This window comes from Aquirufa aurantiipilula (assembly GCF_019923745.1).
In the GTDB taxonomy this organism is placed as follows: Bacteria; Bacteroidota; Bacteroidia; order Cytophagales; family Spirosomataceae; genus Aquirufa; species Aquirufa aurantiipilula.
Genome location: NZ_JAANOG010000003.1, coordinates 109,084 through 133,505 on the forward strand (window position 1 = coordinate 109,084; position 24,422 = coordinate 133,505).

Annotated in this window: 22 protein-coding genes and 1 riboswitch; of the genes, 11 read left to right on the forward strand and 11 right to left on the reverse strand. The window is 38.3% G+C overall.

The window, feature by feature from the left end; all coding sequences use genetic code 11:
* Positions 1 to 15: 15 nt before the first annotated feature.
* Together G9H60_RS04090 and yidD are read right to left on the reverse strand one after the other, a co-directional pair.
* Positions 16 to 3,015 carry a SusC/RagA family TonB-linked outer membrane protein gene (locus G9H60_RS04090; protein WP_223142841.1) on the reverse strand — a complete coding sequence of 1,000 codons (3,000 nt, stop codon included), beginning with the start codon at positions 3,013 to 3,015 and terminating at the stop codon, positions 16 to 18.
* Between the two features lie 445 nt (positions 3,016 to 3,460).
* A complete protein-coding gene (gene yidD / locus G9H60_RS04095; RefSeq protein ID WP_317197219.1) occupies positions 3,461 to 3,664 on the reverse strand; it encodes a membrane protein insertion efficiency factor YidD in 204 nt (67 codons plus the stop codon).
* A 154-nt stretch (positions 3,665 to 3,818) separates the two neighbouring features.
* Between yidD and G9H60_RS04100 the strand changes: the two genes are divergently transcribed.
* Entirely contained in the window at positions 3,819 to 5,048 is a 1,230-nt protein-coding gene (locus G9H60_RS04100) for a serine hydrolase domain-containing protein (RefSeq protein WP_223142843.1), read from the forward strand.
* Between the two features lie 17 nt (positions 5,049 to 5,065).
* Entirely contained in the window at positions 5,066 to 5,575 is a 510-nt protein-coding gene (locus G9H60_RS04105; protein ID WP_223142844.1) for a nuclear transport factor 2 family protein, read from the forward strand.
* A gap of 70 nt (positions 5,576 to 5,645) precedes the next feature.
* Here G9H60_RS04105 and G9H60_RS04110 read toward each other — a convergent pair whose 3' ends face one another.
* Both G9H60_RS04110 and G9H60_RS04115 read right to left on the reverse strand, forming a co-directional pair.
* The gene (locus G9H60_RS04110; RefSeq protein WP_223142845.1) at positions 5,646 to 6,476 is read right to left on the reverse strand and encodes an inositol oxygenase; all 831 of its coding nucleotides are present in this window, start codon (positions 6,474 to 6,476) and stop codon (positions 5,646 to 5,648) included.
* Positions 6,477 to 6,531: 55 nt separating this feature from the next.
* Positions 6,532 to 7,002, reverse strand: a complete 471-nt coding sequence (locus G9H60_RS04115; RefSeq protein WP_223142846.1) for a DUF3592 domain-containing protein — start codon at positions 7,000 to 7,002, stop codon at positions 6,532 to 6,534.
* A 306-nt stretch (positions 7,003 to 7,308) separates the two neighbouring features.
* On the opposite strand from G9H60_RS04115, the gene G9H60_RS04120 reads away from it, so the two are divergent.
* Positions 7,309 to 8,502 (forward strand): nucleoside permease, encoded by a 1,194-nt coding sequence (locus G9H60_RS04120; protein WP_223142847.1) that lies wholly within the window; start codon positions 7,309 to 7,311, stop codon positions 8,500 to 8,502.
* On the opposite strand, the gene G9H60_RS04125 is transcribed toward G9H60_RS04120, so the two are convergent.
* Entirely contained in the window at positions 8,499 to 9,296 is a 798-nt protein-coding gene (locus G9H60_RS04125; RefSeq protein WP_262899941.1) for an SDR family oxidoreductase, read from the reverse strand. The two genes, G9H60_RS04120 and G9H60_RS04125, sit on opposite strands and share 4 nt — an antisense overlap.
* 2 nt (positions 9,297 to 9,298) lie before the next feature.
* Entirely contained in the window at positions 9,299 to 10,393 is a 1,095-nt protein-coding gene (locus G9H60_RS04130) for a homoserine O-acetyltransferase family protein (protein ID WP_223142848.1), read from the reverse strand.
* Between the two features lie 9 nt (positions 10,394 to 10,402).
* A riboswitch (SAM riboswitch) is annotated at positions 10,403 to 10,515 on the reverse strand.
* A gap of 296 nt (positions 10,516 to 10,811) precedes the next feature.
* Here G9H60_RS04130 and G9H60_RS04135 point away from each other — a divergent pair.
* The 6 genes from G9H60_RS04135 (at position 10,812) to G9H60_RS04160 (ending at position 14,219) form a co-directional block, all read left to right on the forward strand.
* Complete coding sequence (locus G9H60_RS04135; RefSeq protein ID WP_223142849.1) at positions 10,812 to 11,171, forward strand: hypothetical protein; 360 nt, start codon at positions 10,812 to 10,814, stop codon at positions 11,169 to 11,171.
* 102 nt (positions 11,172 to 11,273) lie between these two features.
* Positions 11,274 to 12,335: a F0F1 ATP synthase subunit A gene (atpB, locus tag G9H60_RS04140; RefSeq protein ID WP_223142850.1), complete on the forward strand. Its 1,062-nt coding sequence runs from the start codon at positions 11,274 to 11,276 to the stop codon at positions 12,333 to 12,335.
* 39 nt (positions 12,336 to 12,374) lie between these two features.
* Complete coding sequence (gene atpE / locus G9H60_RS04145) at positions 12,375 to 12,620, forward strand: ATP synthase F0 subunit C (RefSeq protein WP_109322163.1); 246 nt, start codon at positions 12,375 to 12,377, stop codon at positions 12,618 to 12,620.
* Positions 12,621 to 12,745: 125 nt separating this feature from the next.
* Complete coding sequence (atpF, locus tag G9H60_RS04150; RefSeq protein ID WP_223142851.1) at positions 12,746 to 13,240, forward strand: F0F1 ATP synthase subunit B; 495 nt, start codon at positions 12,746 to 12,748, stop codon at positions 13,238 to 13,240.
* A gap of 25 nt (positions 13,241 to 13,265) precedes the next feature.
* Positions 13,266 to 13,802 (forward strand): ATP synthase F1 subunit delta, encoded by a 537-nt coding sequence (gene atpH, locus G9H60_RS04155; RefSeq protein WP_223142852.1) that lies wholly within the window; start codon positions 13,266 to 13,268, stop codon positions 13,800 to 13,802.
* Positions 13,803 to 13,844: 42 nt separating this feature from the next.
* Positions 13,845 to 14,219, forward strand: a complete 375-nt coding sequence (locus tag G9H60_RS04160) for a DUF423 domain-containing protein (protein ID WP_223142853.1) — start codon at positions 13,845 to 13,847, stop codon at positions 14,217 to 14,219.
* Here the strand turns inward: G9H60_RS04160 and G9H60_RS04165 are convergent.
* The 5 genes from G9H60_RS04165 to G9H60_RS04185 all read right to left on the reverse strand — a co-directional run bounded on the left by G9H60_RS04165 (position 14,216) and on the right by G9H60_RS04185 (position 19,902).
* Positions 14,216 to 15,238: a hypothetical protein gene (locus G9H60_RS04165; protein WP_223142854.1), complete on the reverse strand. Its 1,023-nt coding sequence runs from the start codon at positions 15,236 to 15,238 to the stop codon at positions 14,216 to 14,218. The genes G9H60_RS04160 and G9H60_RS04165 overlap by 4 nt on opposite strands.
* Entirely contained in the window at positions 15,238 to 16,473 is a 1,236-nt protein-coding gene (locus G9H60_RS04170) for an MFS transporter (RefSeq protein WP_223142855.1), read from the reverse strand. The genes G9H60_RS04165 and G9H60_RS04170 overlap by 1 nt, the downstream gene beginning before the upstream one ends.
* Before the next feature lie 12 nt (positions 16,474 to 16,485).
* A complete protein-coding gene (rodA, locus tag G9H60_RS04175; RefSeq protein ID WP_223142856.1) occupies positions 16,486 to 17,775 on the reverse strand; it encodes a rod shape-determining protein RodA in 1,290 nt (429 codons plus the stop codon).
* Positions 17,776 to 17,804: 29 nt separating this feature from the next.
* Complete coding sequence (locus G9H60_RS04180) at positions 17,805 to 19,640, reverse strand: penicillin-binding transpeptidase domain-containing protein (protein ID WP_223142857.1); 1,836 nt, start codon at positions 19,638 to 19,640, stop codon at positions 17,805 to 17,807.
* 76 nt (positions 19,641 to 19,716) lie between these two features.
* Complete coding sequence (locus G9H60_RS04185) at positions 19,717 to 19,902, reverse strand: AtpZ/AtpI family protein (RefSeq protein WP_166230224.1); 186 nt, start codon at positions 19,900 to 19,902, stop codon at positions 19,717 to 19,719.
* 91 nt (positions 19,903 to 19,993) lie between these two features.
* Here G9H60_RS04185 and porW point away from each other — a divergent pair, with 91 nt between their 5' ends.
* The gene (gene porW / locus G9H60_RS04190; RefSeq protein ID WP_223142858.1) at positions 19,994 to 22,108 is read left to right on the forward strand and encodes a type IX secretion system periplasmic lipoprotein PorW/SprE; all 2,115 of its coding nucleotides are present in this window, start codon (positions 19,994 to 19,996) and stop codon (positions 22,106 to 22,108) included.
* A 1-nt stretch (position 22,109) separates the two neighbouring features.
* Positions 22,110 to 24,422, forward strand: coding sequence for a penicillin-binding protein 1A (locus G9H60_RS04195; RefSeq protein ID WP_223142859.1), 2,313 nt, complete (start codon positions 22,110 to 22,112; stop codon positions 24,420 to 24,422).

Here is a 24,422-nt window from a genome sequence, read left to right on the forward strand (position 1 = left end):
AATCTATTTGTATGTCTAGAACGTAAGATTGATACCCGCAGTTAATGCACGAGTTTTGTAATACGTCTCACGAACATCAATTCCTGGAGCTGCAGAGCCAATGGCTAATGCTTGGCTAACCTCAGGATCTACACCAGTGTAACTAGTGAATACAGCTAAATTATTACCTGCTACATAAATACGTGCTCTCTTAAATACTCCTTTAACTGGTAAAGTATAACCTAAAGAAGCATTGTTAATACGGAAGAAATCACCTGACTCTACGTAGTAGTCCATTGGAATAGTACGCTCATCGTTGATGATTGAAGTAAGAGCCGATTTCAAAGCTCCTGATTCAGCGATACGTCCGTCTTGACGACCTAACAATAATGCGTTAGTATTAACAATTTTCGCACCTAATTGGCTAGTTACTTGGAATTGGAAGTCAAATGCTTTGTAACGAACGTTTGTAGTAATACCACCCACGAAAGTTGGGTTTGGATTTCCTAAATAAGTTCTATCTTTAGCGTTTGGATCAACCACTCCGTCACCATTAAGGTCTTGGAATACGTATTTACCATTTTCGATTTTAGCGATCTTAGCTCCGTAGAACTCTCCTACTGGGTGACCAGCTTGTAATACGGAGAAGTTAACAGCTGATGTACCACGGATAAAGCTACCTAATGAAGTAGATAAGAATACTTGGTCTGGCGCAGCAAACTGATCATTTCTTAAGCTAACAATCTCATTTTGATTGAATGATCCAGCCAAAGTAGAGTAGATAGACCAATCTCCTTTGTCAATCCATTGGTAAGTTAAAGTTAACTCAACCCCACGGTTTTGCATGGTTCCAATGTTAGCTAACATAGATGGATAAACGTAACCTTGCTCTTGTGGTACGTTTACTGTATACAACATATCTTTCGTTTGACGAGTATACCAGTCTAATGAACCGGTTAACTTTCCTTTGTAGATAGAGAAGTCAATACCTGCACCGTAGTTTTCGTTCACTTCCCATTTCAAGTTTGGATTTGGGTTAGATTGAATTGCATATGCTGGTAAGAAGTCATCAGCTGCACCATCATAGTAAGAACCATTAGCTCCGTAGAATGATTTAGAAAGCAATGGACGGATACCCTCTGAGTTACCAGTTCTACCCCAGCTAGCACGAATTTTCATGTTATCCAAAGTAGACGACCCCTTCAAGAAATCTTCTTCGCTGATAGCCCAACCCACAGAAACAGATGGGAATAGACCCCATTTATTGTTATCTCCGAATTTAGTAGAACCGTCACGACGAACGTTCACAGTTGCAAAATACTTATTCATTAAGCTATACTGAGCACGAGCTAAGAAAGAAACCAATTTGTACTCATTCTTGTAAGAACCTAATAAGTTCGGGTTAGAACGGATACCTAAACCAGCTCCTAAATTGTTTGCTTCAAAAGCATCTGTTAAGAAGTTATTGTTTGAAGCGCCAAAGCCATCATTTACTACATCTTGGTATGTATAACCCGCTAAAACTACTAAGTTAGATACATCATTCAATTTTTTAGTGTAGTTCAAAGTAGCTTCTAATTGCTGATCTGTTACAGAATTCAAGAATCTTTGAGCTGAGTTACCACCTACTGTCAACAACAAGTTACCTGGAGTTGAACGAGCAAAAGCTGAGTTATCAGCTGTTTGAGTACGTAAAGTACCTGAAACGTTGAATACTAAACCTGGAGTGATTGTATAACCAGCTTGTGCATTGAATAAAAAGTCATGCAAACGTTGCTTGTTAGAACGGTTTTCCAAAGTAGCCAATGGGTTAAAGTTGGCAAATGTTCCAGGAATCTGAAAATAAGAACCATCTGCATTGTATACTGGATCTGTTGGACGCATGTTCATCGCGAAACCAATCGCACGGTTGTCAGTAAATTGACCATCCGTTTGAGAAGCTGACATATTGAACTTCATGTTCAATTTACCATCAATAGCTTTCGCATCTAAGTTCAAACGACCTGTTAAACGCTTTTTACCAGAACCAATTAAGGTACCGATTTGATCTAAATAACCTACTGAAGCACGGTATGCTAAATTTTCTGATCCACCAGAAACACCTAAGTTGTGGTTTTGAGAAACAGCATTGCGCGTAATTACTTCTAACCAATCTGTGTTAGCTCCACGATCATCAAAATTCTGATTGTATTTCTTAGCAGCAGCACGGAATTCAGCACCGTTCAACAATTGTGGACGTTGAGAAATTGACTCACTACCTACATATGTAGAGTAATCTACTGTTGGAATTCCTGTCTTACCACGTTTTGTGTTGATCAAGATAACACCGTTAGCACCACGAGAACCGTAAATAGCGGCTGCAGATGCATCACGTAACACGTCCATAGAAGCGATATCTTCTGGAGCAATGTTTTCAATAGGTGCACCAATTACACCATCAATTACATATAATGGCTCAGAACCTGCGTTCAATGAACCTGTTCCTCTCAAACGTACTGTTGGACGAGCATTTGGATCACCACTTGATTGTGTGATAACTAAACCTGCCACTTTACCTTGAGCAGCTGCTAATGGGTTTGTTACTACCCCAGCATTAAAATCTCTAGCACCTAAACTTGTTACAGTTCCAGAAATTTCTTTTCTCTTTTGAGTACCGTAACCTACGACTACTACTTCCTCTAAAGATCTAGCTTCTTGAGAAAGCTTTACCTCTAATACTGATTTTCCTGCTACAGGAACTTCTTTTGAAGAATAACCCACAAAAGAAAATACCAAAGTCGCATTGGACCCAGCATTAATTTTGAAGTTACCATTAACATCTGTTTGAGCACCTTTGGTGGTACCTTTAATTAAAACAGACACGCCAGGAATACCCGAGCCATCACTTGCGTCGGTCACTTTCCCTGAAACTGCATCCTGAGCGTAAGAACTCAAGGACATTAATAGTGCAAATGCAAAACCAAAAACCTGTAAAAGGCCAAGCTTGCATGCACCTGATCGCACTAGGCGACCCACTCTTTTGTAAGAATGCATCATAGGTGAAAAATTAAGGGTTTAAAATGATAAATGATTCTGTAACATAGAACAACCAAAAAATTATTGGGATTGTTTCGGAATGATTGAACACCAGAGTATGCTTGCAATAATGGTTCGCGTTGTTTCTAAATTAATGCAAAAAAACTAAGAATAAATGAGAAATAAAATGATTAAACGGTAAAAGGTAGAATAATTCAACAAAAAAATAGGACAATAAAAGTAGTTTCCTTTTGATTGCTAAAATGAATTATTCTTTCATTCACATACAAAAACAGCCTATATAATGGCTATTGCTACTTTTTAAGATTAATTGAAAAAGTAAAATCCCTTAAAAGTCAAAAGTGATTTTTTTATACTCATTTTTGAAAAAATGACTAAAAAGTAGATCTGAATAGACCTATTTCAGGTTAAAATAATGGCAACAATACTATCCCTCAACTTGATTTTAGTCTTCCGGAACTGGATCATAACCACTACCGCCCCAAGGATGACAACGGGCAATGCGTTTAGCTGCTAATTTGCTCCCTTTCCAAATTCCATGCTTGACTAAAGCTTGTTTGGCATATTCAGAACAGGTAGGATTGTAACGACATGCATTGGGTAAAAAAGGGGAAATCATTCCTTGATACAAACGAAGTAGCAATAACATGAAATGCCGTATGAGGTTTGAAAAAATTCTCATTTTGATCAAAGATTTCCCAAAATAAGTCTTTTTCGGTCAATTTTATTGGTTTTTACAGCAATTGAGTTGAATTAACTACACATTTCTACTATATTGTGAAGCATAAAAAGACCCCCTGTTCATGAAATTGAATCTCCCAAAATCCATCTTTTTATTCTCCCTAAGTGCATTTATCGGGATTCTGTCTTGCTCACACCAGCCAGGACACCTTTTTGAATTCAGTTCTGCCACGGAAAAAAGAAATGATAGCATTGCCTCCTTATATAACCCTTCCATAGCCAAACAGAAGGCGGTTAAATTGGATACTTTTTTCCAAAAACTGCATTCCAAAACAGGATTTAATGGAGTAGTTCTGGTTTCACAATACGGTAAAATCATTTATAAAAAAGCATTTGGCTTTGCTAATTACTTCACCAAAAACCCTTTAACCACACAAACGCATTTTCAATTAGCCTCGGTATCCAAACAGTTTACCGCTGTGGCCATCATGCAATTGAAAGAGAAAAATCAACTGAATTACGACGACCCAATTTATAAGCATATCCCTGGTTTTCCTTATGATTCAAGCTTAACTGTTCGTAGTTTATTGACTCACCGTTCAGGTTTACCAAATTATGCCTATTGCCTAGATAAATTTTACGATAAGAAAAGCCCGCTTACCAATAAAATGGTCGTGGACATGATGATTCGTTTAAAACCAAGAATCGACTATAGACCCAATGCTAAGTTTAGTTACAACAACACCAATTACTTGCTATTAGCCTATATTGTAGAACGTTTAAGTGGAGAGGATTTCCGTTCTTATCTAAAGAAACATATTTTTGAACCGGCTGGAATGCACAACACATTTGTGTATGACCCCATGCATCCAGAAATGTTAAAAACAGCCGCAACTGGCTATTCTCCAAGAAGAGGCCAACCTGCCGTGGTCGGTTTTGATCACTTGGATGGCGTGGTAGGAGATAAAGGAATTTATTCAACTGTGGATGATATGCATCACTGGGATATGGCTTTAAACGACGAGTCCATCGTTAAACTGAATACCTTGGAAGAAGCTTTTTCTCCACAACACCGTACTCCCAATGTCTTACCCAAAAACTACGGTTTCGGATGGAGATTAACTCAATTGGATAATGGAGAATGGCTAACTTACCACACAGGTTGGTGGCATGGCTTTAAAAATTACTATTTACACAATGCCAAAGACAATTCGGCCATCATCATTTTAGGAAACATGGCTAACCATTCTTTGGGAAGAGTTAATATCGTTCAATCGATTCTATATCCTGAAAAAACAGCTTTATTTATGAAAGGAGAAGCACTTCCTATGGAATTTACAGGAGGAATATAATTTAATTCGACAAAATCATGAAAATCAAAACTACTTTAATCACTTTACTAGCCTGCCTTTGTTTCAGTACATTGGCTTTGGCTCAAGATGATGATGCCATCAAAAGCACCGTCAATGCCTATTTAGATGGCATTACTAAAGGAGATACCGCTTTACTAGGCAAAGCCTTCCATCCAACGGCAATCTTAAGAACCTTTAATGCAAGCACTGGTAAAATTCAAGATTTTCCTGTGAAAAACTTTATACGCAATACGCCAGCAGGTGGAGCCAAAGCTACGACCAAATTAGTAGGCTATTCCTATGCAGGTGTTTCAGCCACAGCAACGGTTGAGTTAGAGTTTCAAGATTTCAAATACATTGACTTATTAAGTCTATTAAAAGTCAACGACGAATGGAAAATCGTTTGTCGGGTATTTAGTCGGGTAGATAACGACGTTCAAATTAAGGGCTCTGCTGGAGTAGCTGCAAAAACACCTGCCAGTACGAGCAAGAAAGTGGTTAAACCCAAAAAAGATGATGGGTGGTAAAATTTGTTTTACTCTATAAAAAAAGGTCTGAAAAAATTCAGACCTTTTTTTATGTATATCAAGGAAGAAACTACCAATAGATAGGTCCTTTTCCTAAATACTTCTCCACAATTGGCTCATAATAAGGCTTCAACTCATTATAATCAGGCACTTTAGGAGATTTGGTATACAAATCATATTTATTGAAATCCTTAATCCAGTCTAAATATTGCGCATCTTCCGCAGTCATAAACTGCTTGTAAGCACCACCTGTATGCCATGGATAGAATGAGTGATAACGAATCATCACCATACCTGCATGAGGGATTTTATTGTCTTTATGGTTCTTTAATACTTGGTATAGATATTCATCATGTCCCCAAGCTAATTCCAAATTATCCAATCCACAGCCCGGCGCGTAAACACCTAAATCTGTATTGTATAAATCCACTAAAGAATCGGGATTTAAGGCATTGAATTCTGGGTAAACGCAAGAATCTGGGAATTTACAACCCACAGCAAAAACATCACCTACTAATCCCCACTGCTCTGCCTGAGAAGTACCATCTTCATCACTTCCAAATAGATACATCGCTTTACCAAGATCGTGAATCAATCCTACTAATTGCATCCAATCTGGACGACCTTCTGCACGAAGACCTTCGGCAGTTTGCAATAAATGGATTACGTTGGGAAGATTTAAATCTGGATCGCTGACATCCACTAGAGCATTTAAACGCTCCATCATATCCCATAAGTCCATAGGGCGTTCAAAAGTCAAATACTTTTTCTTCATCCTTTGAACATAATCATAGGTTTGACGTGAACGCATCTTTTTATAATGCTCTTTTACAGCAGCAGTAATATCACCCTGCTCGTAATTTCTAAATTCACTTTTTTCCTTGGCAATAGTAGTTTCCATGGTGCTTTACATAATTTGGTTCACAAATTACTCACTTAGATTTTAAAAATAAAAATTAGGGATGTATAACTGATAAAATAATCGCACTGATTAGCATCAGTAAACCAAGGATAAAAAACACATTTGGGCTCAAAACAGGCACAGATTGCTCATTTAAAGAGGCTTCATAGGGTTTATCTGATAAATAACGAACTGGAATTTCCTGACCAATCTCATAATTTTTCATCAAACCTCTCTCTGCTTCTCGACGAAATTCGAGGCCATTCACTTGGTATGATACGATAGGAAAATAAATAGGAAAACGACCTGCATGGTCTCCACGTGCATAACGGCGAGAAATCTCCACCACCTTACCGTAAGTTAATTTACTATGTTCAATCCAAGCTTTACGTTTTTGATATAATCTTCCTCCTACTCCTAAAAGCACCAAGGCAATGATTGCAAACAAGGCCATGAACAAGGCAGTTGAACCTTGAAAATTGCCCGTTGGCCTAGCTGAAATCAAAAAAATGAAATTTAATTCCATGTGAAAATGAATCCAATAGGGATTGGTGACCCTTAATTTTGGTCAAACTAACAACAAATATCACTGAAAATCAAATACTTAAGATAATGCCAACAAAAGGTGTAGAATCATTATTTGGTACATTTTTGAACAAATTTTGTCGCAATTCAATTTTTCAGGTTTAAAATTTTGGCGATGAAATCAAAAAAAAGTAAAAACGGTAATAATATCGTTCAAATTTATCTCCGAATGAGTCTAAAAAATATTTTCTAAAAGAAGTAAAATTCATTCAAATTTGTATTTTTGGTTCACTCAAAATACGCTAAAATGAAAAACAGCACTCGAATTCAATTGATGACCATGATGTTCCTAATGTTCTTTTCTTGGGGATCATGGTATGGTCAAATGAGTAAATACCTATTAACCACCTTACATGCCACTGGCGATCAGGTTGGTAATGCTTATACCACTTTTTCGATAGCCTGTATTGCGGCTCCATTTTTTGTGGGATTAATCGCTGATCGTTTTTTTTCAGCTCAAAAAGTAATGGGGGTTTTGAATATTTTGGGAGGTATCATTTTATTTTTCTTAAGTCAAAACAAAGACCCAGAAACATTCTTTTGGTATATCCTGGCTTATACGCTTTGCTTCGCACCCAACTTGGCCTTGTCGAATTCCATCGCCATGAACCAAATGAATAATCCGGAAAAAGAATTTCCGAGTATTCGAGTTACAGGAACAGTGGCTTGGATTGTAGTAACCAATATCATTGGATTTTTAGCTTTGGGAGACCAAGTGGCCATTTTCCAAATTTCCATGATTAGTTCATTTATTTTAGGCATTTACGCCTTTTTCCTTCCAGATACGCCACCAAAGGCAGATAAAAACTCATCCATTGCTCAAATCATTGGATTAGATGCCTTGAAATTATTTAAAGATCGCTCTTTCTTAATCTTCTTTGTCTCATCCATATTGATCTGTATTCCTTTATCCTTCTATTATGCCATGGCGAATCCTTCCTTGACTGATTCTCACATGCAAAATGTAGAAAATAAAATGTCCTTTGGCCAGGCTTCTGAAGTCGTATTCATGTTATTGATTCCAATGGCATTTAGCCGCTTAGGAGTTAAAAAAATGTTAATAGTGGGTTTGGTCGCTTGGGTAATTCGCTTCCTTTGCTTTGGTTACGGGGATGGAATCAGTTCAGAATGGATTTTATTCATAGGTATCATCTTACATGGTGTTTGCTATGACTTTTTCTTTGTGACTGGACAAATTTATACGGATCAAAAAGCGGGAGAAAAAGTAAAAAATGCGGCTCAAGGATTAATTACTTTGGCTACTTATGGAGTAGGCATGGGTATTGGCTCCAAATTATCTGGAATCGTATTAGACCATTATACCAGCAACGGCATACATGATTGGAAAGCTGTTTGGATGGTTCCAGCAGCAATTGCAGGATTGGTATTGGTCTTGTTTATCCTTTTCTTTAGCGATAAAAAAGAAACAGTAAAAGCTTAAGTATTTTTGATCTTTCTGATCATCCAGAATAATAGAGATGGACTGAGGCGCTTGACTAGTAAACCTAGCGCCTCTAGTTTACCTCCAATAAAGTATTCTTTCTTTTGGGCAAAAACTGCCTGAACAATACCTTGAGCGGTGATGTTGGGATCCAAGCCTTTTGCTTGATTGGGATCCATTTTGCCATAGGCTTGCCCATGTTCGTTCATGGCATGTATGGAAATATTCGTTTTGATATACCCTGGTAAAATGGTACAAACCTTAATTCCTTTGTCGTGAACTTCTGCCCGTACCGAATCAAAAAATCCGATTAGAGCATGTTTGGAAGCCCCGTAAGCTCCTCTTCGAGGGGTTGAGATTCTTCCTGCTACTGAAGCAATCGGGACAAAAGTCCCAGAGCCTTGTTTTTTAAAAATAGGCAGTATTTTTTGAGTCAATGCTACGATAGAAAAGAAATTGATTTCAAACAATTTTCGATAAACCTCCAACTGTGTATCCTCCACCCAAGACCTTTGGCTTACTCCAGCATTTAACACCATGACATCGATGCGGCCATAGGTAGCTAAGACCTTTTCCAGCATCAAATCATGCTGATCCAATTGCGTCATATCAAAAGGCAAGACCAATACAGAATGACCAAAGACTTGACAAAGACTTGCTACCCGCTGTAATTCTTCTTCCCTTCGAGCTGATAAAACTAGATGAGCTCCTTCCTGAGCAAAAGCCTGCGCTAAAGCTTCACCAATACCCGAAGAGGCGCCGGTGATCCAAACAATTTGATCGGTAAATTTCATAATTAAGAAGCGAAAGAAATATGTCTAATTTCCAATTCTTTGAAAAAATCGGCCATGGGATTAACTTCCAAACGAAGTAGCTTTTGCCATAGGCGAATTGCTTTGGTCATCAAACCACTTTCAATTAAAAAACCATCGTGACCGTATAGGGAATCGATTACTTGAAAAGATGCCCCGGGAATATGTTTGGCTAAATATTCTTGTTCTACTATAGGAAACAAAGCATCCGATTTGATCCCTATCACAAGAGTTTTGGCTTTAACTGATTTCAAAGCTTTCATTACCCCACCACGATTTCTACCCACATCTTGTGAGTCCATCATTTTCGACAAAATATAATAGGAATAAGCATTAAACCTTCCGGCCAATTTTTCTCCTTGGTAACGTTGATAGGATATCGCCCGCAAGGATTCTCCTGTGGTATTTTCTTGTCGAGCCTGCGTAATTTGATAAGTTTCGTAATTACGGTAGGAAATTAATGCGGTTGCACGCGCAGCCTTCATTCCTTCAATTCCTGCTCTAGGTTGAGACTCCTTCCAAGTAGGATCTACTTCAATGGACATCCTTTGAGATTCATTGAATGCGATACCCCATGGCGAGTGAACGGCATTAGTAGCTATTAAGATAAGATTTTCAATTAAATCAGGTTGGATGATGGCCCATTCCAAGGCCTGTTGACCACCCAATGAGCCACCTATACAAGTCTTGATGCGGTCTATACCCAAATCTTTTCTGAGCAATTCAAAACTATTGACTACATCTCTGATAGTGACAGTTGGAAAGGTATGGTAATAAGGCTCTCCAGTCAATGGATTGGTAGAAAGTGGACCTGTAGAACCATAGTGGGAACCGAGGATATTACAACAGACAATAAAATGGGTTTCTGGATTAAACAATTTACCTGAACCTACGAGTCCTTGCCACCAATCTGATACTTCATGGCTGCCTGTGAAGGCATGACAGATCCAAACGACATTATCTTTTTGGGCATTTAGTTTACCCATGGTTTCATAAGCCAATTGAATGGAAGGAAGAACGCCACCCATTTCCAGGGCAAAAGAAGAGGAAGAATGAAAATGATTAAACTCAGCTTGCATGTAACAATTCGTTTATATTTCCCTAAACAGGCATTTGCCTGGGGTAGGAATTAGCACCTTAGTTTTTCAACTGGTTGCCAGAAGTTCATTGAGCCTAGTCTCTCCCTTCTTCTTTATAAATCAATGCTGCTTGTGCGATTGACTTGGGACTGCAAAGTAAAGGATGAAATGGAAGAATTCCAAAAATTTCAACGGATTGGATAGGTTGGGAAAGGTACGTGCAGGTTGGGTTAGGTTAGATTTGTCAACTTTTGAAAAGTTGACAAATCTATAAATTTACAAAACTACAGGGACAAAGCTAACATCAAAATAGCGTCCACATAATCAAACACTTGATAAACATGATCTAGAAATTGATAATTAATTATTTCAATCTAAATGGAATTACATTATTAGACTTAATTCTGATATTTGCACCATGCTTAAATTAGTTAGCTTTTACGGGGGATTGGGATTAGTACTTTGGGGACTTCATCAAAGTAGCTTGGCCAGCTGGTTACATCAAGATGTTAAATTCATTTGGGCCTTCTTTTTCTTTTTAGCCTATTTAAGTCATGCCTTACATCAAATAGGCTGGAAAAATGATCGCGAAAAATTCATTCCATTTCACATGGCATCTTTAGCCATCCGCTTCATTGCTAGTCTCATTTTTATCGGTGTTTTCGGCTATATCGAGACTCCAGAAATGATCTTATTTGTAGGGAATTTTTTTGTACTCTATTTATGTAGTACAAATTTTGAAATAATTGGTTTGCTTCGTAACTTGCGACGTTTTTAGAAAAGGCTAAGGCCAAAAGTCGTAAAAATCCTTTTCTACATCCAGCTAATCAACGAATTAGCCACATTAATCAAAGAAATTAAAGTAAAAGCGAGCATTAAGATGTCGGGTAAGTCCATTTTCAAAAAAGTGTATTTTTCAAATATAATCCTCGGATTATTCATTTCCCTTTTCAGTTTCTCCGCATGGGCCAATGAGCCTGCTGCCGCTGAAGCCGCCGAACATGCTCCTCAGCAAGAAGAGAAATTCGATGCGGGAAAAATGATTTTACACCACATTGCCGATGAGCATGAGTGGCATTTCTTTACTATTGGGCACTTCCATGCCACTGTACCTCTGCCTTGCATCGTATACACAGAATCAGCAGGCTTGCAGATATTTTCTTCTTCCAACTTCAAAAACGAACATCACGAAGAAGTCCCTTATCAAGGATTGAAATTAGAACATGGAAAAATCCATGCTGAAAATGGAGAAACGGTATATGATATTTCCATCACCAAAAACGTAGCTTCCTTATTACTTTCAGCTGTTTTATTGCTAAGTATTTTCATTGGTATAGGTAAAACATACAAGGAAAACCCTCACCGTGCACCGAAAGGAATTCAATCTTTGTTTGAGCCTATCATCATTTTCGTACGTGACGAAATAGCTAAAAACAACATTGGCGAAAAACACTACCGTCGTTTTATGCCGTATTTGTTGACTGTATTTTTCTTCATTTGGTTCAACAATATGTTAGGTTTGATTCCTGGTGGAGCCAACGTAACAGGAAATATCGCGGTGACAGCTGTTATGGCCATCATTGCCTTTTTTGTAACGAACTTAAACGGTAAAGCAACTTATTGGACACACGTATTTGCTATGCCAGGCGTGCCAAAATGGATGTTATTCATAATGACTCCTGTAGAAATTGTGGGTGTATTTATGAAGCCATTCTCATTAATGGTTCGTTTGTTTGCCAACATGACAGCTGGTCACATCATTTTATTGAGTTTAGTTTCCCTAATTTTCATATTTGAAAATGCCGCTTTAGGTATTGCGGTAGTACCGTTCTCTTTATTCATGAACGTGATTGAATTGATTGTGGCCTTCATTCAAGCCTTTATTTTCACCATGTTGGTTTCTACTTACATCGGTGCGGCTATCGAAGAACACCATCACTAGAATTTTGTATTTTAATTTTTATTCATAAACCCAATTAGTATGTCTCTTTTATCAATTTTATTGGAAGTTTCTGTAGGAACTGGTCTTGCAGGTGTTGGAGCTGGTTTAGCTGCAGTTGGTGCTGGTTTAGGTATCGGTAACATCGGTGGTTCTGCTATGGAATCTATCGCTCGTCAGCCAGAAGCTTCTGGAAAAATCCAAGGTGCGATGTTGATCGTAGCTGCTTTCGTTGAGGCGGTTGCTCTTTTCGCTGCTGTAATTTGTTTGTTGGTTACTTTAAAGTAATTCAACACACGGTCATGCCTCGGGTTAGCCTTGGCAAATGAACAAAAATTTCAAACGCAATTTGGTCGCAATAGGCACCAAATTGCGTTTTTAAGAAGATTCTAACATCTTAATTATACACAAGTATGGAGTTAATTACCCCAGATTTTGGACTTATCTTTTGGCAAATTCTCGTTTTCGGAATTTTGTTTTTTCTTCTAGCAAAATTTGCTTGGAAGCCTATCATTCAATCATTACATGAGCGCGAAGAATCTATCGACCAAGCGATCAAACTTTCTGAGGAAACAAAGAAAGAAATGGCAGAACTTAAAGCTGGAAACGAGCAATTGTTGGTTTCTGCACGTGCAGAACGTGATGCTTTAATCAAACAAGCGAAAGAAGCAGCTGATGCCATGATTTCTCAAGCAAAATTAGATGCTCAAACTGCCGCTAATCAAGAAATTGAAAAAGCACGCATAGCATTTGAACAAGAAAAAGTAGCCGCTGTAGCTTCCATTCGTAAAGAAGCAGCTAGCCTTTCTCTTGATTTAGCTGAGAAAGTATTAAAAAGCCAATTGAAAGACAAAGCAGCTCAAGAAAAATTAGTTTCTGAGTGGATTGCTGATGTCACATTAAAATAAGAAGCAACACCTTAAATTTGATCAAATGTCTGAGTTAATTGTTGCCCACCGTTATGCTAAATCTTTGCTTGATTTAGCCATTGAAAAAAAGGTGGTGGAAGATGTTTACCAAGATATGGTGAGCTTCCAAGAAACTTGTCAAAGCAGCAAAGAATTGGTTCTAGCGTTTAAAAGCCCTATTATCAAACATGGCACCAAAATGACCATCTTGAGTAAATTATTCAAAGATAAATTTCATGCAGTGTCTTATTCTATCTTTGAAATTATTACACGTAAAAACAGAGAAGAATTCTTACCTGCTATTGCCAAACAATTCATTGAATTATATACCTCTTACAAAGGAATTCAAAAAGCCGATGTCGTTACTTCTTCTCCATTAACAGAAGAGCAACGCAAAAAAGTCATTGCCATTGTCAAAGAATATTCTGGTAAAGATGTTCAATTACTTGAATCCATTGACGAATCATTAATCGGTGGATTTATCCTACGTGTAGGAGACAAACAAGTCGATGATTCCATCCGACGGAAACTTAACGATTTAAAAGTTTCTTTCGCCTCATAATCTAAAAGCCTTGTTCATCAAGGCTTTTTTTATCCCTTTCTCATGAAACGATTTTGCTTATTGTCTGGATCCATCTTAGCTAGCCTTTCCGTGGCTATTGGCGCTTTTGGGGCTCATGCTTGGAAAGCTTATTTGGTGTCAACCCAACGACTAGACACTTTTGAAACGGCTTCTAAATATCAAATGTATGGAGCCTTAGCTTTATTGCTTTTAGGTATTTGGCAAATCAATTCTGGAAATCGCTTTTTGAAATTAGCTTCTTATCTTATGTTGGCCGGAAGTATCATTTTCCCAGGAGCCCTGTATTTAATTTGCATCACCCAACAAAATATTTGGGGTGCTGTTGCTCCTATCGGTGGTCTATCATTAATTTTAGGATTTTCATGTATGGCCATGGCAGCCTACCAAAAAGCTTAGTGCCGCATCACCAGCTCTAAACTACTCCAAACAATTTCGCCCATCGTTTTACAGTTCAAAAAGCGATCATCATTGTAATGGCGAGCTAGTTCTAAGCGCAATTGCTCCATGTTCTCCACCGGTGCTATATCATCCTTAGCCATCACCGTCATCAAATCATAAACCCGCTGGCTCTCCGATTTCAATCGACTTGCGATCATCGACCTTTCTTCTATTTGGTACTGCCAAACAGATTCAGGTGTCATGAACTTCATACCCAATTCAACTAAAGGATTATTTTGTTTGAAATACTGAGGTAAATAAACGGACCGCTTTCCCTCATAGCATTGTTGATCAAAGTCAATAGGCCTAATTCGATAATAAATATCATCAAAGTCTGGTGTGGTTATAACGACATAGTTGGTACTATGCATATCACCCAATAGCTGAACCAAACAACGCTCATTGAATTTCACAAACTCTTTCGCTAAGCGAATAGGCGATTCCAAATCATTCTCTAAATCTTGCTTCAAAAAAACATCCCCAGGAACTCCGGCAATATGTTCTTCCACCAAGGTATTGTCGTAAGTCACATAATTGATGCGGTTAGGAGAAAGTATATGCTCTAATTCCAAACCATACACACGGGAAGCATCCGCTACCTTGATGTAGAAATAATCAAAAATATCATTGACCTTATTGACAATCCGAATACGAAATGGATGCGTATTTCCATAGGTGCAATAATCTACCCGATCAATGACCAAGTGCTTGATAACGCCTTCATTACCATCCGTCTTTAAATCCGCATAAATGTTTTTCAAAGATTCATGCACTTCTTCCTGATCGGCTGGAGAATAAAAAACCGTTTCCCACAACGTATCATGACCATTTTTATCATACAAAGTGATGGCATTATCATAGCGAAGTAAATCCTGGTAACTAATATTCATGGCATGCTCACGACCATACTTATGTAGGTAACGTCTCAGCTGATTATTAATCCGATACAGGTTTTTCTTCCTAGATATTAATGCCATTATTTTTCTATAAAATCCAATGATTTCCCAAAGGTCTCTTTCAATTGACTAACAGACCAAATCGATAAGCCAAAACATAATGCCCCTACGATAGCTGCCGAATTGACCATCCCCATACTGGGTATTAAAAACTTGAACAATAAGCTAATTGGAATCAAAGCACCACGCACAAAATTAGGCACAGTGGTCGTCACTGTCATACGCAAATTCGTTCCAAACTGTTCTGATGAACTAGTCAGAAATACCGCCCAATATCCTCCAAAGAATCCTAAAAGCGTAATCATGATGTTTCCATAGATTACAGAAATGTCGGACATGGCATATAAGAAATAAATAGTTAAGGCCCAGGCAATGATTAAATAGCTCATAACGGCTTTATTTCTACTTTTTAGAAACTGACTTAAATAGCCACTAGCAAAATCCCCTACGGACAATCCCAAGTAGCAATACATAATGGCATCTCCTCCCGTAATCACACCTTTCAAGCCCATACCTTGTAATAATTCCGGCGAAGAAAAGACCAAGATACCTATGATGTACCAAATTGGTAGGCCCATTAAGATACAATAGAGGTATTTCTTGAAAATATTCCCATGAGAAAACAATTGGAAAAAATTACCTCGTTTGACATCCTTTTCCAATTCCAAAAACATGCCTGATTCAAATGTTCCCAAACGTAATAACAACAAAGCTAATCCCATGCCTCCACCAATGTAATAACATGTTCTCCACCATTCAGGGTCTGAGCTAAAGTTGGAAACAATAGGAGCAAAAATAGCCCCAGAAGCCCCGACACCTGCAATAATCAATGTACCAATCCCTCGTTTAGATGGAGGTAAAGTTTCATTGACTAAGGTAATTCCAGCACCTAATTCTCCTGCCAATCCTATTCCCGCCAAAAATCTTAACCAAGCATAGGTATCTAAATCATGAACCATGCCATTTAGTGCATTGGCCACGGAATACAATAAAATTGAACCAAATAAAACCGACTTCCTCCCTTTTTTATCACCGTAAATTCCCCACAAAATTCCTCCCAACAACATCCCTCCCATCTGAACATTCATCAGGTTAAGACCTTGGTTCAAAAGTTCAGGCCCCACAAGACCTAAACTTTTAAGGCTAGGATTCCGAACAACCGAAAATAAAATTAAATCATAGACATCCACAAAATAGCCCAAGGCGGCTACGGCAATTAAGAGCTTGGCTTTAGAACTTAGTTTTTCTTCTATCATAGGTTTAGGTAATTATCGAGAAAGCATATCCGAACGATGCGAATCTAATTTCAGAAATATAAACAATAGTATGGTAAATGACCAAAGAGATGAACCTCCATAACTAAAAAATGGTAGAGGAATCCCCATGATTGGCATTAAGCCTATCGTCATTCCAATATTCACCAAAAAGTGAAAAAATAAAATCCCCACCACTCCATATCCATAAGCTCGAGCAAACCGAGATCGCTGCTGGTCTGCCAAATACATGAGCCGCCATAAAAATGCCACAAATAAAAGTATCACTACCATCACCCCAAAAAAGCCATGCTCTTCCCCAATGGTACAAAAAATAAAGTCGGTACTTTGCTCCGGTACAAAATCAAATTTCGTTTGAGTCCCCTGTAGGTAGCCTTTACCCCAAAAACCTCCCGATCCAATGGCAATTTTGGATTGCGTCACTTGATAACCTAAACCTCTTGGATCAAAAGAGGGGTCAATCAATACCTTGATGCGATTTCGCTGATGCTCTTTTAATACTTTATTGACCGCTAAATCGACCAAAAAAACCATGAACATAATTCCCACAATGAAAAAGGCAGCTTTCGTATAGGTTTGTTTTAAGCGTTGAACGTAAATCGGAGAAAGTGCTATGATAATTCCTGCTATGACGATGAGTGTAGCTAAAATAGTCCATGGACTCAATAACAATGCTGAAACAAAAATGGTCACTGAACCAATGAATAAACCAGGATATTCACCGGGTAAACCTTCTCGATAAAGCAAAATCAAAAAAGAGGCAAAGACCAAGGCTGAGCCTGTTTCATTGGAAGCTATGATCAATATCATGGGTAATCCAATAATGGCTGCTGCAATCCATTGGTTTTTCCATTTGGATAAATTCACCTGTGGTTCATTGATGTATTTAGCTAACAATAAGGCAGTAGCGGTTTTTGCAAATTCAGCAGGTTGAATCGTTATAGTGCCAAACTTAAACCAGGAATGTGAACCGTTTATAGTAACACCCAAAAATGGCACCAATACCAACAAACCTATAAAACTAGCATAAATGATGGGGGCAAAGGCTTCAAAAAACCGAAAGTCAATAGCAAAAATGCAAATGATGAGTATTAAACTAGTCCCCATCCAAATCAATTGTTTCCCGGCATTGGAATCATAAAACTTAGCATCAAATATCCATAAATGAGTCTCTGGATTGTACACCGCCGAATAAATATTCATCCAACCTGCCAACACAAATAGGGCATACAGGGATACGGTAATCCAATCAACCTTACTCACCAATTGGTTTTGATTACTCATTTTAAGGTATCTTTTTTAGTTTTTGAAGGTCAAGGTCCTGTCACAGATAACACATTAGGAAGATAGCTTTTATTCATAAATTTCTCCTCCACAGCCTTCCTGTCAACTTTACCTTTCAAATATTTTTCAATGATTAAAGACGCAATTGGGGCTGCCGCAAAACCTCCAAAACCTGCATTTTCCACAAAAACAGCAATAGCAATCTTTGGATTGTCTTTAGGTGCAAAGGCAATAAACACAGAGTGATCTTCTCCTTTGGCATTTTGTGAAGTTCCTGTTTTCCCACACATCACGATATCTGGAATTTTACCGTCCCCTCCTACAGTTCCATGTAAAACAGCATCTTTCATACCTTCAATCACCACACCAAAATGCTTTGAGTCAATTCCTACAGAAACTGGGGTTTTATAAAAAGGATCCACCACTTTATTATCCCCAATGGCCTTGACCAAATGAGGAGGAATATACCAGCCTCGATTGGCAATAATGGCAGCCACATTGGCCATTTTCAATGGATTGACTACCAATTCACCTTCACCTATACTCAAGGAATAAATATTGGAAAACTTCCAAGTATTTTCTCCTTTGTAAACCTTATTGTAATATTCTACATTCGGTAAAATTCCCTTTTTCTCATTACCTAAATCAACCCCTAACTTCCTTCCAAAACCAAAATTGGCCACTAATTCTGACCATCGTTGCAAACCTTGAGCTGATCGCTCATAGGTATTCCCCTGCGTATCCTCATATAAAATCTTTCGAAATGCATGATAAAAATATGGGTTACAAGACCATTGAATGGCATTATGTAAATCGTTATGCGAGGTATTGTGCGAGTGGCATTTGACAGGGGCCCCAGCGTGAGTAAATACACTTCCCGGTGTAATGATTCCCAACTGCAATCCAACCAATGCTTGAATCAATTTAAAAGTTGATCCAGGACGGTAATAAGCTGAGGGTGGTCGGTTCAGCAAGGGCTTCATGGGATCCAAAGCTAAATCTTGGTAATACTTGGAAAAATTACGCCCCGCTAATAAACTTGGGTCATATGAAGGCGCAGATACCATAGTCAGTATTTCACCCGTAGCTGGCTCAATAGCCACCACAGAACCTACTTTATGTTGCATTAAACTGTCGGCATATTCCTGCAATCGAATATCAACTCCCGTATATAAATTCTTTCCGGCTATGGGTTGAATGTCCAAACGGCCTTCTTTGAAATCCCCCTTCTCTACCCCATTGCTATTCACCATTCGGTATTTCACTCCCCTTTGGCCGCGTAAATCTTCTTCGTAAAAGCTTTCAATTCCGGATACTCCTACATAATCCCCTTGTCGGTAATAATCATCTTTTTGTGTTTGAAGGGAATTCGAATTAATCTCAGCCACATAACCCAATGCATTCGAAAAGGCCTTGGATTGATATGTTCTAAACGCAGTAGTCGTAAAAGTAAACCCAGGGAAATCTACCATAGCATCCTGAACTCGAGCAAAATCTTCCTTGGATAAATGTTTCAAAAACAAATAGGGCTTCACTCGAGAATAAATTTTGGCTTGTTTACAAGTAGAATCAAAATAGGCTCTTGTAATTCCAAAAAGTTGGCAAAACTGCAAAGTATCTCGCACATGAGCTTTACGCGGCGTAATGTATAAATCATACACTGGCGTATTGTATACAATCAGCTTATTATGGCGGTCATATACTTCTCCACGAAATGGAATTTGAATAATTTTTCGAATCGCATTGTTATCGGCCGCCTTTTCGTAACTATCATCAATCACTTGAAGGAAAAACAACTTCCCTAAAAACACCAATCCAATGATGATAAAGAACAACAAAAGTATTTGTCTGCGACCCTCGAACACGGAAAATTTGAGTTAATATGGAAAATCTCAGCAATTTACAGAAATATATCGGCTTATAAATCGAGCTAATTCGCAATTATTTTGGCAAACTTCGAATCAAACCTACCATGGAAATGGCAATAGAACCCAAAGAGAAAACGATGGTCAACCAAGGCTTTTCCATATGAAAATATCCATCCAAATATCGACCCAACCAAACTCCCAATAAGATGGTTACCAACATTTGAAATGCTGCTCCAATGTATTTTTGGTATGAGTTCATCAGTTTGAATTAAATTAATCGTAAAGCCACGCTAAATTTATCCTTTTTTCGTTGAGATAAATTGTAAATTTGAACAATTTTGGTTTTCTACATGATTAGACGTTTCTGGCTTCTCGGATTATTAGCTCTTGTGAGTGCCTGTTCTCAACAGAGCACAAAGCCTGCTGCCGTCGCATTTCATAATTTAAATGCCAAATACAATGCCATTTGGCAAGCTGATCGCTTAAAAAAGACCATACAAAAGAAGTTTTGGGAAGAACATAAAGAGGATTATAAATCCATTTTACCCATCATTCCGGCGATAGATTCGACTTTCGGCCAGCAACATGCTGCGGACATAGATTTAGTGATTAAAAAAGCTTCTTTGGTGATTGACCGCCATCAAAATTCTCATTTTGTAGATGATGCCTATACCTTGATTGGTTGGGGTCGCTACATCAAAAAAGACTTCAAAAATGCTCTAGAGACTTTCAAATTTGTTAATTCCATTGATAATGATTCTCGATCTCAAAGTACTTCGCTGATTCATTTACACCAAATTTATACCCATCAGCATGATTTCACTTCCGCAGAAAAAGTAGGTGAATTCATTCAAAGCTTAGACCTTAATCCGTCGCAAAAAAACAGCTATTTATTATCCAGAGCCTATTTTCACCAAAGCAAAAACGAGATAATTCCAACCATTGCACTATTGGAAGAAATCATACCTTCCCTTTCATCTGGTGAGGAAAAAGCCCGACTGCGTTATATTTTGGGTCAGTTATTCGAGTCACAAGGGAAAAATAATTTAGCTCTGGAAAATTATGCTGCCGTAAAAAAATCCAAGGCCAGCTATGATTTACAATTCCATGCCACTTTATCCGTCCATCAGTTAAACAATGCCCCAGAAGAATTAGAAAAAATGATTCGGGAACCTAAGAATGAGGACCATGTACCTGCCTTATATGCAGCTTTAGGAGAAATATATTTCAAAAATAAAGAATTTGATAAGGCAAAGGACTATTGGACTAAAGGTGGAAAAAGCGGAAGCGACCGTGGAGAGCTTTATTTACAATTGGGAAATCTTTTTGCCAAACAATTGAAACGATTCGATGAGGCAGCCAAATACTATGATAGTGCCGCTACCTCCATTAATCCCAATCATCCGGCTTTTGCTTCCACACAAAAACTAAAATCAACCTGGTCTAATTACCTGCAATTAAGCAAAGCATTAAGTCAGGAAGACTCCCTATTAAAATTAAGTAACATGTCTTTAGCAGAATTGACAGACATGTACCAAAAGACTCAAAAAAAGCAGCAAAGAAAAACAGATTCATTATTGAGTAAAACAGCAGCCCTACAAAATAATGTCGTTTTTACACGTAGACCCGCTAGTCCAGAGCAACAAAGTTTTTATTTCAACAACGATCAAGCGAGAATACAAGGTCAGCAAGAATTTAGTAATAAATGGGGGGTTAGGACCTTGGAGGACTTTTGGAATCGTAAAAATAAAAACAATAACCTGACCAATCGGATTGTAGATTTAACACAAAATAATGCAGGAGCCACTTCGGAAAATACGAAGACAAACAGCAATAATCCTGTTGTGAATGATTCCCTACAAATTTGGCTAAACTCGATACCAAAAAGTCCAGCTCAAATTGCTCAAGTGAAAAAAAGGGAAGAAGATGCCTTGTTTGAATTAGGGAAATTTGTTCGTTTGGAACTAGGAGAAAAGGAACAAGCCACTCAATTACTGAAAAAATTATTGACAAATTACCCAGGTACTAGTCATGAAGCTGAGGCGCTTTACTTATTGTATTTAAGTAGCGACAAAGACTCCCCTGAGCAAAAGAATTACCGCAGTAATTTGTTTGATCGTTTTCCAACTGCCTATTTCAAACAACTTATTTTAAAAATAGAGAATGGTAGCTTAACTGAAAGCAATGAGTTGGCGGCACAAAAGGCATACGAATTAGCCTATGGGCAATTCAAGGCCAATAATTATACAGAAGCTTCTCGGCAATGCCAACAAATCTTACAGCAATTTCCAGGTAGTAACTTAGAAGATAAAGTCGTATTTTTAAAAGCGCTTTGCTATGGTGGACTAAAAGAATTCACCAGCTACCAAGATAATTTGAAAAACTTCATTCAGGCTTTCCCAAAAAGCCCTTTAACAACAGAGGCTGAAGCTTTATTGAAAGCCTATACTAAAAATAAAAACTAACATGTTCGAATTTGAAGAGGGAAAATATCTAAAACTGATTCGATTTACGTATAAATTTCTTTTGGGCTCCACGCTGTTTGCAGTTCTATTCATCACGGCCGTTAACTTCAACTTTCTATGGCTGTTTGGCGGAATGCCTAGTTTGTATGAATTAGAAAATCCCAAAAGTCAGGAAGCCTCTCTTTTGATTTCCGAGGATGGTCAAGAAATTGGTAAATACTTTCGAGAAAACAGAAACCCAGTAGAATTTGAAGACCTTTCTCCCACCATTATCAACACCTTGATGGCCACGGAAGATGCCCGATTCACCACACACTCAGGTATCGATATGCGTTCCATGATGCGTGTAGTATTAAGTTTTGGAACTTCAGGAGGTGGTAGCACCATTTCACAACAATTGGCCAAAAATCTATTTCATACCCGCTCGGTGGAGTTCGGGGAAGACGATCCCCTTTACATGGGTCTACTCATGAAAATAGGTGGATTAAAAACGGCCATTGCTAAAGTCAAGGAATGGATATTAGCCATCAAATTGGAGCGCCGATATACCAAACAAGAAATTATGGCCATGTATCTCAATGAGGTCAGTTTTGGTAATAATGCTTACGGTATACAAGTGGCGTGTCGGACTTATTTCCAAAAAGATGTAAAAACAGTTTCTTTACCAGAAGCTGCCACTTTGATAGGTTTACTACAAAATCCATCCCTGTATGACCCGAGGATCAGACCGGAAAAAACGTTGGAAAGACGCAATGTGGTCTTAGGTCAATTGGCAAAATACGACTACGTATTGGAAGATGAAGCACGTAGCATGATGGAAAGTCCATTGAACCTAAAATTTAAAGTAGAAAATCAAAATACAGGCGCTGCGCCATATTTCAGAGAAAGTATTCGTAAACAGATTTTGTCAGTCATCAAGGAAATCAATGCGGATCGCCCAGAAGACCAACAAATCAATCTCTACACTTCTGGATTACGCATATATACTAGCATAGATTCCCGCATGCAAAAATATGCCGAAGAGTCCATACAGGAGCATATGAAGGCAGAGCAAAGCTTGTTTTATTCTCATTGGAAAGGAAGAAATCCCTGGGTCAATGAAGAAATGAAAGAAATCAAAGGCTTCTTGAAAGATGCCATGAAACGCACAGATCGTTATCGTGAATTAATGGCGGCATACAATAATGATGAATTCAAAGTGTGGGAAGAATTGAATAGAAAAGTAAAAATGACAGTATTTTCCTACCAAGGAGATATCGATACTACTATGAGTTCCATGGATTCACTTAACTATTACAAGCGAATTTTGAATTGTGGTTTTATGGCCATGGATCCCACCAACGGCCACGTGAAAGCTTGGATAGGCGGAATCAATTATAAGTACTTTAAGTTTGATCACATTACCCAAAGTAAAAGACAGCCTGGATCAACCTTCAAACCTTTTGTCTACGGTGCAGCAATAGAAAATGAGATTGCCACTCCATGTGATGAATTGATTGACGAACCAGTGACCTTTGGCGAGGAAGATGGCTTAACCAATGGTACATGGACACCACAAAACTCGGATGGAAAATATAGCTATGAAAAGCTTAAATTAAGAAGGGCCATGGCCTTATCTATCAATACCATTTCCGCTAAATTAATGAAAGAAATGGGGCCACAGAAAATTGCTGAATTTGCCCATAAGGCAGGTATTAGCAGCCCTTTATATGAAGGCCCTTCTCTTTGCTTAGGAGCTTCTGAAGTATCTGTATTTGAGCAAGTATCTGCCTACAGTACTTTCGCCAACGCAGGCGAACGAATTGAGCCTATTTTGATATTGAAAATAACCGACAAAGTTGGAAATGTTTTACGCGAATTTTCTCCAACCGCCAAAGCCGCGATTAAACCAGAAACTGCTTACTTGATGACCTACATGTTGCAAGGTGCTGTTCAGGAACCTGGAGGTACAGCGGAAGGATTAAAGAGAACATCCATAGTAGCGGGCAATGAAATTGGTGCCAAAACAGGTACCACTTCCAATTACTCTGATGGTTGGTTCATGGGAGTCACCCAGAAACTAGTAGCAGGGGTTTGGGTTGGTGGAGATGATCGAAGCATACACTTTAGATCTTTAGCCTTGGGCCAAGGAGCCAAAATGGCTATGCCTGCCTATGCCAAATTCATGGAAAAAGTTTATTCCGACCAATCATTAGCCATAGAAGGGTACAGAAAAATGCCTTTCTTAAAACCAGAAAAATTTGTGTTTGATTTCACGTGTAGTGGAAAAGTAGGCATCGATTCTACGGCTGTTCAAAATACCAATGTTCAATAA